At 41.0% G+C, this 11,683-nt stretch carries 12 protein-coding genes and 5 tRNA genes; 16 read left to right on the top strand and 1 reads right to left on the bottom strand.

Annotated elements, in window-relative coordinates; genetic code table 11:
- Nucleotides 1–227 precede the first annotated feature (227 nt).
- The 13 genes from sdaAB (at nucleotide 228) to EO112_RS07595 (ending at nucleotide 9,421) form a co-directional block, all read left to right on the top strand.
- Nucleotides 228–893, top strand: a complete 666-nt coding sequence (sdaAB, locus tag EO112_RS07655; RefSeq protein ID WP_127163773.1) for an L-serine ammonia-lyase, iron-sulfur-dependent subunit beta — start codon at nucleotides 228–230, stop codon at nucleotides 891–893.
- A gap of 8 nt (nucleotides 894–901) precedes the next feature.
- Nucleotides 902–1,777 carry an L-serine ammonia-lyase, iron-sulfur-dependent, subunit alpha gene (gene sdaAA, locus EO112_RS07650; protein ID WP_127163771.1) on the top strand — a complete coding sequence of 292 codons (876 nt, stop codon included), beginning with the start codon at nucleotides 902–904 and terminating at the stop codon, nucleotides 1,775–1,777.
- A 12-nt stretch (nucleotides 1,778–1,789) separates the two neighbouring features.
- Entirely contained in the window at nucleotides 1,790–3,244 is a 1,455-nt protein-coding gene (locus EO112_RS07645) for a CCA tRNA nucleotidyltransferase (protein ID WP_240629364.1), read from the top strand.
- The gene (locus EO112_RS07640; RefSeq protein WP_127163769.1) at nucleotides 3,241–5,229 is read left to right on the top strand and encodes a penicillin-binding transpeptidase domain-containing protein; all 1,989 of its coding nucleotides are present in this window, start codon (nucleotides 3,241–3,243) and stop codon (nucleotides 5,227–5,229) included. Before EO112_RS07645 ends, EO112_RS07640 begins: the two co-directional genes overlap by 4 nt.
- A 98-nt stretch (nucleotides 5,230–5,327) precedes the next feature.
- Nucleotides 5,328–6,176, top strand: a complete 849-nt coding sequence (locus EO112_RS07635; protein ID WP_127163767.1) for a bifunctional 5,10-methylenetetrahydrofolate dehydrogenase/5,10-methenyltetrahydrofolate cyclohydrolase — start codon at nucleotides 5,328–5,330, stop codon at nucleotides 6,174–6,176.
- On the top strand, nucleotides 6,154–6,495 hold the full coding sequence (gene hypA / locus EO112_RS07630) for a hydrogenase maturation nickel metallochaperone HypA (RefSeq protein WP_127163765.1): 342 nt from the start codon (nucleotides 6,154–6,156) through the stop codon (nucleotides 6,493–6,495). The genes EO112_RS07635 and hypA overlap by 23 nt, the downstream gene beginning before the upstream one ends.
- 9 nt (nucleotides 6,496–6,504) lie before the next feature.
- Complete coding sequence (gene hypB, locus EO112_RS07625) at nucleotides 6,505–7,170, top strand: hydrogenase nickel incorporation protein HypB (protein ID WP_127163763.1); 666 nt, start codon at nucleotides 6,505–6,507, stop codon at nucleotides 7,168–7,170.
- The gene (locus EO112_RS07620; protein WP_127163760.1) at nucleotides 7,160–8,572 is read left to right on the top strand and encodes a hypothetical protein; all 1,413 of its coding nucleotides are present in this window, start codon (nucleotides 7,160–7,162) and stop codon (nucleotides 8,570–8,572) included. The genes hypB and EO112_RS07620 overlap by 11 nt, the downstream gene beginning before the upstream one ends.
- 412 nt (nucleotides 8,573–8,984) lie before the next feature.
- Nucleotides 8,985–9,060: transfer RNA gene (locus EO112_RS07615), tRNA-Thr, on the top strand.
- Between the two features lie 7 nt (nucleotides 9,061–9,067).
- Nucleotides 9,068–9,152, top strand: a tRNA-Tyr gene (locus tag EO112_RS07610).
- A gap of 7 nt (nucleotides 9,153–9,159) precedes the next feature.
- Nucleotides 9,160–9,235 (top strand) — tRNA-Met (locus EO112_RS07605).
- A 26-nt stretch (nucleotides 9,236–9,261) separates the two neighbouring features.
- A tRNA-Thr gene (locus EO112_RS07600) sits at nucleotides 9,262–9,337 on the top strand.
- A 7-nt stretch (nucleotides 9,338–9,344) separates the two neighbouring features.
- Nucleotides 9,345–9,421, top strand: a tRNA-Met gene (locus tag EO112_RS07595).
- Nucleotides 9,422–9,559: 138 nt separating this feature from the next.
- Here EO112_RS07595 and EO112_RS07590 read toward each other — a convergent pair.
- Entirely contained in the window at nucleotides 9,560–9,832 is a 273-nt protein-coding gene (locus EO112_RS07590) for a type II toxin-antitoxin system Phd/YefM family antitoxin (protein WP_009353465.1), read from the bottom strand.
- A gap of 160 nt (nucleotides 9,833–9,992) precedes the next feature.
- On the opposite strand from EO112_RS07590, the gene EO112_RS07585 reads away from it, so the two are divergent.
- The 3 genes from EO112_RS07585 to EO112_RS07575 all read left to right on the top strand — a co-directional run.
- The gene (locus EO112_RS07585) at nucleotides 9,993–10,535 is read left to right on the top strand and encodes a Panacea domain-containing protein (RefSeq protein ID WP_127163758.1); all 543 of its coding nucleotides are present in this window, start codon (nucleotides 9,993–9,995) and stop codon (nucleotides 10,533–10,535) included.
- 178 nt (nucleotides 10,536–10,713) lie between these two features.
- Nucleotides 10,714–11,337, top strand: coding sequence for a hypothetical protein (locus tag EO112_RS07580; protein WP_127163756.1), 624 nt, complete (start codon nucleotides 10,714–10,716; stop codon nucleotides 11,335–11,337).
- Nucleotides 11,338–11,576: 239 nt separating this feature from the next.
- Nucleotides 11,577–11,683 (top strand): GTP-binding protein (locus tag EO112_RS07575; protein WP_149306083.1); only part of this gene is annotated, 107 nt, incomplete at its 3' end.

The following is an 11,683-nucleotide window of genomic DNA, read 5'->3' as shown; positions in this document are numbered from 1 at the left end:
TATATACCTTATGAAGTTCCTAATTGAATAGGATATAGGGAAGACCGTAACACACCCCTTCTCAAACTATACAGTGATTATGTTAGTTCAGGGGGGGATGTTACGGTCTTCTTGTATTTGCGTGATTTAGGCAGCAATCTTTTTACGAGAAGGGTCAATATATGTTATGATATAAGATACAGATAATCGATAGAATATTCCTACATAGATAATAGGAGGTACCTACGTTGAGTAGTATATTTGATATTATTGGACCCGTTATGATAGGTCCATCTAGTTCACATACAGCAGGGGCGGCGCGTTTGGGAAAGATGGCTTTGTCTATTTTTCGTGAGCGTCCTGACAGTGTGACTATGACCTTATATGGTTCTTTTGCCAAGACCTATCGTGGACATGGTACAAACCGTGCTTTGGTGGCAGGATTACTGGGAATGGATGCAGATGATGCACGTATTCGTGAGTCCTTGGAGATAGCAGAACGTGAGAACTTTCAGTATACCTTTATTGAATCGGAAATAGACGCAGGCCATCCTAATACAGTGCGATTCAATATGTACAGTAAAGATGGAAAACACATGTCTGTTACAGGCTCATCCCTCGGTGGAGGTCGTGTGGCAGTGACGAATATTGATGGCATCGATGTAGATATTACTGGGGAAGAGCATCAAATTATTGTGTTCCATACGGATCAACCTGGTGTCATTGCAGGGGTTACGCACATTTTAGGCTTGGAAGGCATCAATATTTCTAGCATGCGGGTATTCCGTAAGCGAAAAGGGTCAGAGGCAGTCATGCTTATTTCTACGGACTCTGATGTAGATGCAATGGCATTGCAGCAAATTAAAGAAGTGCCGGGCATTTCCTCGGTTATGTATTTTGAACCATTGGAATAGAGGATACTATGAGTTATTTATACGATACAATTGAAGACATTGTTCGCTTGGCTGATCGTGAAAGTATTTCTTTTTCCGAAGTGGTCTTGCGTTCAGAAATAGAAAGTACGGGCTCTACGAAAGAGGAAGTCCTAGCTGAGATACGACGTCGTATTCAGATTTTTAAGGAATCTGTTCGTGATGGCATCGCTGACACCAGAAAAAGTAAGAGTGGTATGTCTGGAGGACAAGCGAAACAATTAGATGAAAGACAACCTCTTTTTTTAAGTGATTTAGCTTATCGGGCGCTACGTTATGCCATTTCTGTGAATGAAGCAAATGCAAAGATGTTCCGCATTGTGGCATGTCCCACAGCAGGAGCCTGTGGTATTTTACCAGGTGTGATGCAAGCAGTAGGAGAAGTCTACGAATGCAATGACGAAGCGTATGTGAATGGATTTTTAGCGGCAGCTGGTGTAGGTAATGTAGTGACAAATCAAGCCTGTGTAGCGGGGGCTGTTGGTGGTTGCCAAGCCGAAGTTGGTACAGCGGCTGCCATGGCTTCTGCCTGTGCTGTAGCGATGATGGGCGGCACTACGGAAGAAGTGGTAACGGCTATGACCCTCTGCATGAAAAATGTCTTAGGTTTAGTTTGTGACCCTGTGGCAGGGCTGGTGGAAGTGCCTTGCGTGAAGAGAAATGGAATCTATGCAGTGCATGCGTTGGCATCCGCAGAAATGGCTATGGCAGGATTGCGTAGTCGCATTCCTGCAGATGAAGTGATTGGAGCGATGGATTCCATTGGACGGGCTTTACCAGAAGCGCTTCGTGAAACGAGCGAAGGCGGTTTGGCGAAAACTAAAACAGGTGTGGATATCACAAATCGGTTGGCCCATCAGAAATAGAGAGGTGTAAGTATGGGCATAGAAGCATACAAAGAGACTTCTATCTACAAAGGAGCTCTGCGCATTTTGCAGACCTTACAAGCAGCGCATTATGAAGCGTATATTGTGGGTGGTGCGGTGCGAGATATACAGATGGGACGGATTCCTCACGATTATGATATTGTCACTTCCGCTATGCCGGAGGTGGTCATCGACGTACTACGAACTGAGGGCTTTATTACGACGAATGTAGTAGGCGCCTCCTTTGGGGTGGTTGTGGTTACAGTGGGTGATGATACCTATGAAGTAGCAACCTATCGAAGTGAACAATATGGTGAAGATAGTCATCGACCGGTGGCAGTGCAATTTCCTTCTACGTTTTTAGAGGATGTACAGCGGCGAGACTTTACGATCAATGGTCTTGCTCTTACTGAAAGTGGTGAGGTCCGTGATGAAGTAGGCGGTTTACGAGATATTGTGGCACGCCGTTTATGTACCATTGGATCTAGCCGAGAGCGATTTCAAGAAGATGCGTTGCGCATGTTCCGATTATGTCGATTTGCTGGGCAATTAGGGTTTTCTATTGATCCTGCCACCTGGGCGGGCATAGAGCCGAACCTATATCGTGTGGAAGGATTATCTTTAGAACGAGTGCGTATAGAAATCGAAAAAATGTTGCTTAGTGAGTATGTAGATCTCTCTTTAGATGCGTTGGTGCGCAGTCATTTAAATGAGCAATGTTGCCAACAAGCGATAGAGGGTCAGTCTCGACGGATTCCTATATTGCCAGAGCTAACTCATCTAGTAGATTTACCGCAAGCACCAGAGCACCACGTACATGATGGATGGTGCCACACTGTAACAGTAGTAAAAGGGGTGCCGCCGAATCTAGTATTGCGGTGGGCTGCTTTGCTCCATGATGTGGGGAAAGGCATGGAAGGAGTCCGCGGCTTTCACAATGGGCGCATTACGGATCGTAATCATGATAGGGTGGGTGCCACTATGGCACGAAATATCTTGACCCGTTTAGGCTATGCTAAAGAATTTGTAAATCTTGTGGTATGGCTTGTGGAGCGACATATGCGGTTTCACTTTTATGTGTCCAATGGTTCTGCAGATTTACGTAAATGGTTGCAGAAGGAATCTCATGAAAATTTATTTAGAGAAACCAAGGATTTAGTGGAGGCTGTGGACTATCTAAAAACCTTAGGTGTGGCAGATGTATTAGGAGGAGGCACGAAAGAGGCAGAACCTACAGTCCAGTATGGAACACGTATGATGGATATGGCAAAACAGATGCCTGTACATACGAAGGATTTGTGCTATGATCGCACATTGCCCAATTTAGTAGCACCTTATACGAAGGAAGTAATGCAGACTCTCTTACAGAGAGTACAAGCGGGAGATATTCCCAATACACCAGAAGCCTTACATAAGGCGGGAATGGCAAAATACGAACGAGTAAAGAAAAAGGAGTACCATGCATGAAAGTGCAAGCAGCAAGAAAACGATTAAATTTGAATGCCGGTTCGTGGTTCTTAGTTCTATTTTTTATATCATTAGGAATTATATTGCGATATACCTATGTACAGATTGTGGCAAAAGATACCTATTCTGAACGATTTTCTAATCAATTTTTAACGGATAGAGTTTTACAATCTCCACGGGGAACTATTTTTGACCGCAATGGCAATCCCTTGGCATTGAGTGTAACAGTTAACTCTGTTAGCGCAGACCCAACCATGATGCGTGTGGTAGCTAAAAAAACGCCAGAAGAAGTGGCAGATGTATTAGCTCCTTATGTGCGCATTTCTAGAGAAGAGATTATTAAAAAGTTAAATGAAGATACAGCCTTTGTTTGGATTGATCGACTGTTAGATGTACCTAATTCTAATGGTGTGGAAGCAGCCATAAAAGAAGCAAAGTTTAACTTCATTACTTTACATAAAGAAAGCCGTCGCTATTATCCAAATGATACTTTGCTAGCACAGGTCCTTGGATTTGTGGGCTTTAATGAAGATGGGAAAGCAGATGCAGAAGGTAAAGCTGGTTTAGAGGCTACTTTGGATGATGTGATACGCAGTAATGAAGTAAAAGTAAGCATTTTTAATGATACAGCAGGAAGACCTGTTTTTGAATCTGTAGAATCTCAGTTTTTGCCAGACCAAGAGAAATCTGTTAACTTAACCATTGATACGACAGTGCAATTTATTGCTGAACGTGCCTTAGATAAAGCTATGGGTGAAACAAAAGCTCGTAGTGCAGCGATGATTATTATGGATCCTAAAACAGGGGAAATCCTTGCTATGGCTAATCGAAATCGTGGAATGGCTATGGATGTGAACAAGCTGAAATATGAAGATTATCGTAATAATGCTGTTGTTAGTATCTATGAGCCGGGATCTACATTTAAACCGATTATTGCAGCTTCTGCCTTGGCTGCAGGAAAATGGCAATTAGATACAGTCTATAATGATGTAGGAACCATTGTCATCGACGGACACCCAATGAAAAACTGGGATGGTAAGGGCAGTGGTAAGGTTCGCTTGTTGGACATTTTGAAATATTCCATTAATACAGGGATGGCCTATATAGGTACCACCACAGGTGGAGAGATTTTGACAGATTATGTGAAACGATTTGGTTTTGGTAAGGCTACAGGTATTGAATTACCAGCAGAAGGGGATGGTATCCTTTTTGATCCTAAGACCATGAGTAAGCTAGATACAGCTACTATGTCGATTGGGCAAGGGGTGGCGGTTACACCATTACAAATGGTACAAGCTTTTGGAGCATTGGCAAATGGTGGCAAGATGATGAAGCCTCATATTATCAAATCTATTGTGAATCCAGATGGAACTATCTATAAAGAAGCACAAGATGTAGAGCAAGGCCAACCTGTACCTGAAAGTATTGCTAAGCAAATTACAGATATTTTAGAAAAAGAAGTCTCTGAAGGGGGCGGGCATAAAGCCTATGTGGAAGGGTATCAATTTGCAGGTAAAACAGGGACAGCAGAAAAATTAGATGCCGAGCATGGCGGTTATTTAAATGGCCGTTATATTGCTTCTTTCATTGGCTATGGACCAGTAGAAGATGCTAGATTTGTGGCGCTTGTAGTAATTGATGACCCAGGAGGAACTTACTATGGTAGCCAAATTGCAGCGCCTGTATTCCAAGATGTAATGACGCAACTGGTGCGGTATTATAAAATTTCACCTACACGAAGCAAACATAGTGATAAAGATAAAGACAAAGGTGTAAACAAATTATTAGAAGTAAAACGTAATCAAGATGGATCTGTAATTGTACCAAATTTTGTAGGTCATGCGTATGGTGAAGTACGGGATTGGGTGCATGAAGCAGGATTAACCTTTAAACCTTATGGAACAGGCTATGCTGTTTCTCAAGAGGAAGCAGTGGGTAGTACTATAGAACAGGGAGGATCCGTTACAGTGTATTTCAAGCGGTAAGATACGTGGGCTATGGGATGTGAAATAATATTACATCCTAGGCCTATTGATACTGCAGTAGGGTATTTGTAATAGGAGACGCTCAAGGAGAGGATAGGATGATAGAATTATTAGGTAAGCCTGTAGCTCAGGCGCGAAAAGCGGTGCTGCAGGAAAAAATGCAAGCTTTGGTGGACCAAGGTATAACGATTACCCTAGGTATTTTGCTAGTTGGAGACGATAGTGCTGCCAAGATGTATGCTACCTTTATGGAAAAAGTAGCAAAGGGTGCTAATTTTAGTACAGAGTTAGTAGAATTGCCAGAAACCGCTTCTCAAGCAGAAGTGGAAGCGGTGATTCACAGATTTAATGCAGATGAACGCATCTATGGCGTACTGCCCTTAATGCCAATGCCAGCACATATCGATAGTGAAGCGGTGATTGGAGCCTTAGATTCAAGAAAAGATATTGATGGCTTAACTACCTATAATATTGGTTTAGTTAGCTCTGGTAAAGGTGGTTATGTACCATGTACGCCAAAGGCTTGCATGGCAATCGTAGATCATTATGGCATCTCCTTATCTGGCAAAAAAGTTGTTGTTCTAGGTCGTAGCCAAGTCGTAGGGAAACCAGTAGCACTATTGGCGCTAGAACGCAATGCCACAGTGACAATCTGCCATTCTAAAACGGAAAATTTAGAAGCTGAATTGTTGCAAGCTGACGTGGTGATTGCTGCTGTGGGTAAAGCGCATATGGTACATGGGTCCATGTTGAAACAGGGTTGTGTAGTGATTGATGTGGGAATCAATGACCTAGATGGACAAACCGTGGGTGATGTGGACTTTGCCTCTGGTAGTGAGGTGGCATCAGCTATTACACCTGTACCTGGTGGCGTTGGTTCTGTGACGACCACTATGATGTTAGAAGGATTATACGAGGCGTATTATGCACGAAATGGCCATTGCTGAGGGAATTGTAGATGTAGCATTAGATACGTTGAAAGCTAACGAAGGCAGTATCATTCATGCTATACAAGTGCAGATTGGCGCTTTATCTGGGGTAGAACCGGAAGCGTTACATTTTTGCTTTGATGCAGTGACACAAGGGACTGCAGCACAAGGAGCGAAGCTAGATATAGAAACGATCCCTATGAAAGGGCGTTGTTTAGATTGCTATCAAGAGTTTTCAATGGACCGGTATCGCCATGTATGTCCACATTGTCATAGCTTTGCTGTAGAAGAATTGCAAGGTCGTGAATTGCGTGTGGCATCCATCGATATGGATTAAAGGAGTACCATGGAAGTACAAGTAATGACAAATGTATTGGCTAAAAATGATGCCATTGCAGAAGAGCTACAAAAACAATTTAAAGATAAACGCATTTTGGTGATGAACTTATTAGGGTCGCCAGGGGCAGGTAAAACATCTTTGTTAGAAGCCACCTTGCAAACCTTGTCCCAGGAGTATGGGATTGCGGTTATCGAAGGTGATTTATTTACCGATAAAGATGCGGAGCGCATTCATGCCACTGGTGTTCCAGTGATTCAAATCAATACAGTCGGTGGGTGCCATTTAGATGCGAACATGATTCGCGAGGCTATCGGAGAATTGGATTTGGATACATTGGACCTAATCATCATTGAAAATGTTGGTAATTTGGTATGCCCAGCAGAATTTTTTATTGGTGAAGATATGAAAGTGACTGTTCTTTCTATTACAGAAGGGGAAGATAAGCCATTAAAATATCCATTGATTTTTAAAGAGTCAGCAGCAGTATTGCTGAACAAAGTTGATTTATTGCCTTATGTACCATTTAAAATGGATGAGGCTATTCGAGATATTAACTCCTTACAACCGGGTGTGCCTATTTTTCAGGTGAGTTGTACTCAGGAGGCAGGGCTTTCACCTTGGATTACTTGGGTGAAAGAAAAATTAGAGGAGCGACGTAACAATGAAAGCTAATTGGAAAGCTGCCCTAGGGGCAATGGTAATAGCAGGAATAGTGGTGTTACAGCCACAGGCTGTACTGGGTTATGAGGTATCTATCAATACCAGTGCTGACACTACACGGATGTCAGAAGAGTTGGCTCTTAGAAAATTTATAAAAGAGAAGAAAGCTTCCTTTCAGGAAGGTGAAGCAGAACAACTTGATCTAGTGGGAACTGCATTTACAGCTAAACGAGTGCCCCCTCTTGTGATTACAGATACATTTGTGAAAGCCCTTGCAGGGGAAGCAAAAGCTCGTGTAGAGGGGAAACAACATGAACCGTGGGTATTTCCAGATGTGGATGTACTGAAAGAAAAGCTAGAGGCTATAGGTAAACAAAAAGCTGTTGAAACACATGCTGATAATATGTCGGATGTGGATTCCGCTGTGGAAAGTACGCTAGAAACAGGTAGCGCTGAGAAAGCTAAGGAAACTAAAGTATCTAAAGATAATAAGACCAATGGTAAAGAGGAACAGAAGGCATCTAGTGAGTCTAACAAGGCGGTAGAAGATACGGAAGATGCAAAAAAGTCTAAAGTTTCTAAAGCTTCTAAATATCCCATTGAGTTATTGTGGACAGATAAGCCTAGTATTTTCTTACATGAAGATGTTCATGTAGGAGCGACGCGTAGTGAAGTGCTCTTTGCTTGGGGTGCACCACGAGCTATGTGGCGAGACAATACAGATGGTTCTTTGTTGTGGCTATATGAAGGCGTAATTGGTAAAGAAAAAACTATAACAGAAAATAAAAAAATCTCTATTCAAAAAGAGGAGTTTTCACAGTTGGTGAAGAATACTTATACTAGTGACTCTTTAGCAGGTTCTAACAGTTCTGTGGGTTATGTATGGCTTTCATTGAAGCAGGGGAAAGTCACGCATTTGGGAATGATTGCGGGTCATGACTGGCCTCGTTTTGCTATACCAGCCACTACATTAGAAACGTTTAAGCCTAATACCATGACAGAATCAGATTTCTCTTTGATGGGATACCGATTAGGTGATACCTTTACCAATGATCCAAATCGATCTTGGGAAGAAAGAGGCAAGGTGTATGGTCAGGAATTTTTAGGCTATAAGGATGTAGTAATCGCATATAACAAGGAACACGAAATCACTCGTGTCATGATCAACTCATCGCTTGGTACGACGAAACGCGGCATTTCATTAGGAGATTCTAAATATTTACTGCTCTATCTCTACGGAGTGCCAGATTTTGAAGAACCTGCTAATTATCATGATAGTAGTAAAGGTGTAGTGTATGGCTATCGCCATCCAGTACTAGAACATACCTATTTGTTGTTTACATTGGATGATACATTCATTAGAGAAATATTATTGTCCAACCAAAAGAAAAGCGAACTTGTTTCGGCTATGTAGCCTGTGGCTTTCTTAATTAAATTATATAAAGTGAAGACCGTAACACACCCCTTCTCAAGCTATACAGTGGTTATGCTTGTTCAGGGGTATGTTACGGTCTTCTTACATTTGTGTGATATAGTCAGTAAGAGAAAGCCACAAGGCTGCTACGCAAAATTGCGTCGCTTGGGGGGGCCGTGCTCTTCTTGTGTTTGTATAAATTTGATATAGCAACGCCATAAGGCTACTACGTAAAACTGCGTTCCTAGGGCCTGTTAAATTTTCTGAAAAAAGTTAAAAAATTTTTTATAAAACACTTGCGTTAGGAATCATAAATGTGGTATTATATCAAAGTAGTCAAGGACAGGACTACGGAGTAGAAAAAAGTTCTTGACAAACTATATAAAGACATATATAATGTGTATGTAAATGTGCTGGCGTAGCTCAATCGGTAGAGCAGCTGACTTGTAATCAGCAGGTTGTGGGTTCAATTCCTATCGCCAGCTCCATTTTTTTGGAGGGATTCCCGAGCGGCCAAAGGGAGCAGACTGTAAATCTGCCGTCTTCGACTTCGAAGGTTCGAATCCTTCTCCCTCCACCATTTTCATCGCGGGGTGGAGCAGTTGGTAGCTCGTCGGGCTCATAACCCGAAGGTCGCAGGTTCAAGTCCTGTCCCCGCAACCATGTTAATTCGTTAGTGATTGAATAGTGCTGGTGTAGCTCAGTCGGCAGAGCGTATCCTTGGTAAGGATAAGGTCACCGGTTCAATCCCGGTCACTAGCTCCATATACTTGGCGGCATAGCTCAGTTGGCTAGAGCAATCGGTTCATACCCGGTGTGTCCGCGGTTCAAATCCGTGTGCCGCCACCAATAACCTCACTTAGGTGGGGATTTTTTTATGTCCGAAATATAGTTAATAAAAGGTGGAGATACCATTATATGAGTATCTCCACCTTTTATTATAGAAATTTTATTAAATCTTTTTTAAAGATAGGGAGGAAAGTGAGCTTATAAGTTGGATTGTTCATCGATATAGCTCCTGGCGACATTAAATACTTCAGCTTTAGAAAGTCGCGTAGTTGAACTTCTAGCTAATGTATCTGCTTCATCAAGTTTTTCTTCTACATCCATGGTCAGTGTGGAATATTGCTCGATGCTCATTAGCACCATGGTACCATATCCATTTTTAGTGAGAAATACAGGTGAGTTTGAGTTGATCACAGTTTCTTCAATTTCAGGAAATTTATTTCGTAAGTCAGAGACTGGGCGAATATGAATCATAATAAACACCTCCTTATTATCATAATTATATCTTTATTTTATTAGAGTATTACAAAAAGATAAACTAGTGTATTAAGTTTTATTTTTACTCTTGGTTAGATAAGCATTGAAATTCATAGATTGACTTTGTATAATGAGAGTATAGAAAGGTGGTGGCTCTATGGCTAAAGCGATAGATGTGGCAAAATTTTTTATTGAATTAGTTGCTAATACTCCTAATGAAGATGCGATAACTAATTTACGGTTAAATAAACTGCTGTACTTTGCTCAAGCTGGGAGCGTTTCATCATTAGGTTATACTCTTATTGAAGAAGATTTTGAAGCATGGGATTTAGGCCCGGTTGTTAAATCTGTTTATAAAACCTTTAAAGAATATGGAAGAAATGGGATTGTTAATCAATCATTTGATCGACAAGCGTTGACTAAAGATGAGCAATTATACTTGTTAGATATTCTACGTAAATATAGCACAATGTCTACATCTTCTTTGGTGAATAAATCTCACGAAAAAGGGACCCCTTGGTATGAAGTGTACTATTCTACTGAGGATAAAATTATTCCGAAACATCGAATTACAGAATACTATGGACATATTGAAACTGTTGATAAATTTACATTGCCGTTTACAGAGAAAGACTTCGTTGGGACAAGAGATGAATCTAACCATTTAGTGTTACCACAGGAGTATGACTATGCCGAATAGTTGGGAAGTATGGTGGGCTAACTAAGCCATCAACGGTTAGGTTGAGTCAACCGTTGCAGTTAATAATAACGGACTTCAAAAACAAAATTGGTGATTTAGATGCAGTGGATATCTACGCGATACAGCAATTGATAGCGTATTATAAATGAAATATATCTAAGCAAGAGAGAAGGTACATATGACAACATGGTTTAATGATTTAAAAGAATTAATTTGGCATCCTAAAAGTAGGGGATTCGATCGAATTGCAGAGCATGGAACGATAAAAAAAGGTTTACTTACCTATTTTGGTCTGGAAGTGGTATTTTGCTTATTGGTGGCTACTTTAGTACTGCCGTTAGTAGGCTTTTTCATGCCTGCCTATTATCGTGAGATTGACGCCTTAGGGTCGGCCATTATCATAGGTTTGGCCATCGTCTTTTTCCTATTTCAAGCGGTGTCCATTTTGTTTAACAGTGCGATTTTCTTCGGCTTATACAAATTGACAACAGGTGAGGCGACTTGGACCGATGTGGTGAAAGGATTCATCTACGGCAAGGTTATCACCAATGTATATGGCGTAGTATTAGGCTTGCTCTTGTTGCCGTTTTTTGGGACAGGTTTTTTCTTAGCAACATCCTACGGTATGGAACTTATTTGGCTCTTCTTAGGGGCTTTCTTTGCAGTGGCCATCTGGATTTTCTACATGAATCTATCCCTGATGGCTCGTATTATTAAAAGTACCCTAATGAAAGTATTTCTATTATTGCTAGGTACTGGTATTGTGCAAATTATTTTAGAATATATGCTGAGATATTTGTAAGTTATGCGCTAGAATACTATATTGTGCCGCCTATATAGTATGTTCTCGGAATATATGTTGAATTACTTATATAAAATGTAATGAGGAACAGAGGTTAGACTTTCATAGAAATATCCGATAAGTGGAATGAAAGCAGCTGTAATTCCTATAAAATAAGTAAAGTGTATTTGTATTTCTCTATTTAATCATATATAATAAAGGTAATTAGTTTTTTTGTAATGAAGGAGGCTATTTTAACAATGGCAAAAGCAAAGTTCGAACGTAATAAACCACACGTTAACATTGGTACTATCGGTCACGTTGACCATGGTAAAACTACTTTAACAGCAGCAATCACTAAAGTTCT

The organism is Veillonella sp. VA141 (genome assembly GCF_003992175.1).
In the GTDB taxonomy this organism is placed as follows: domain Bacteria; phylum Bacillota; class Negativicutes; order Veillonellales; family Veillonellaceae; genus F0422.
The sequence above is the reverse complement of the archived record's forward strand: the minus strand, read 5'-3'. Positions and strand labels throughout refer to the sequence as shown.

Excerpts from the sequence above, each read along its gene's own strand:
- sdaAA (WP_127163771.1), top strand. The coding sequence starts at position 902 with ATGAGTTATTTATACGATACAATTGAAGACATTGTTCGCTTGGCTGAT.
- EO112_RS07645 (WP_240629364.1), top strand. The coding sequence starts at position 1,790 with ATGGGCATAGAAGCATACAAAGAGACTTCTATCTACAAAGGAGCTCTG.
- EO112_RS07640 (WP_127163769.1), top strand. The coding sequence starts at position 3,241 with ATGAAAGTGCAAGCAGCAAGAAAACGATTAAATTTGAATGCCGGTTCG.
- EO112_RS07635 (WP_127163767.1), top strand. The coding sequence starts at position 5,328 with ATGATAGAATTATTAGGTAAGCCTGTAGCTCAGGCGCGAAAAGCGGTG.
- hypA (WP_127163765.1), top strand. The coding sequence starts at position 6,154 with ATGCACGAAATGGCCATTGCTGAGGGAATTGTAGATGTAGCATTAGAT.
- hypB (WP_127163763.1), top strand. The coding sequence starts at position 6,505 with ATGGAAGTACAAGTAATGACAAATGTATTGGCTAAAAATGATGCCATT.
- EO112_RS07620 (WP_127163760.1), top strand. The coding sequence starts at position 7,160 with ATGAAAGCTAATTGGAAAGCTGCCCTAGGGGCAATGGTAATAGCAGGA.
- EO112_RS07590 (WP_009353465.1), bottom strand. The coding sequence starts at position 9,832 with ATGATTCATATTCGCCCAGTCTCTGACTTACGAAATAAATTTCCTGAA.
- EO112_RS07585 (WP_127163758.1), top strand. The coding sequence starts at position 9,993 with ATGGCTAAAGCGATAGATGTGGCAAAATTTTTTATTGAATTAGTTGCT.
- EO112_RS07580 (WP_127163756.1), top strand. The coding sequence starts at position 10,714 with ATGACAACATGGTTTAATGATTTAAAAGAATTAATTTGGCATCCTAAA.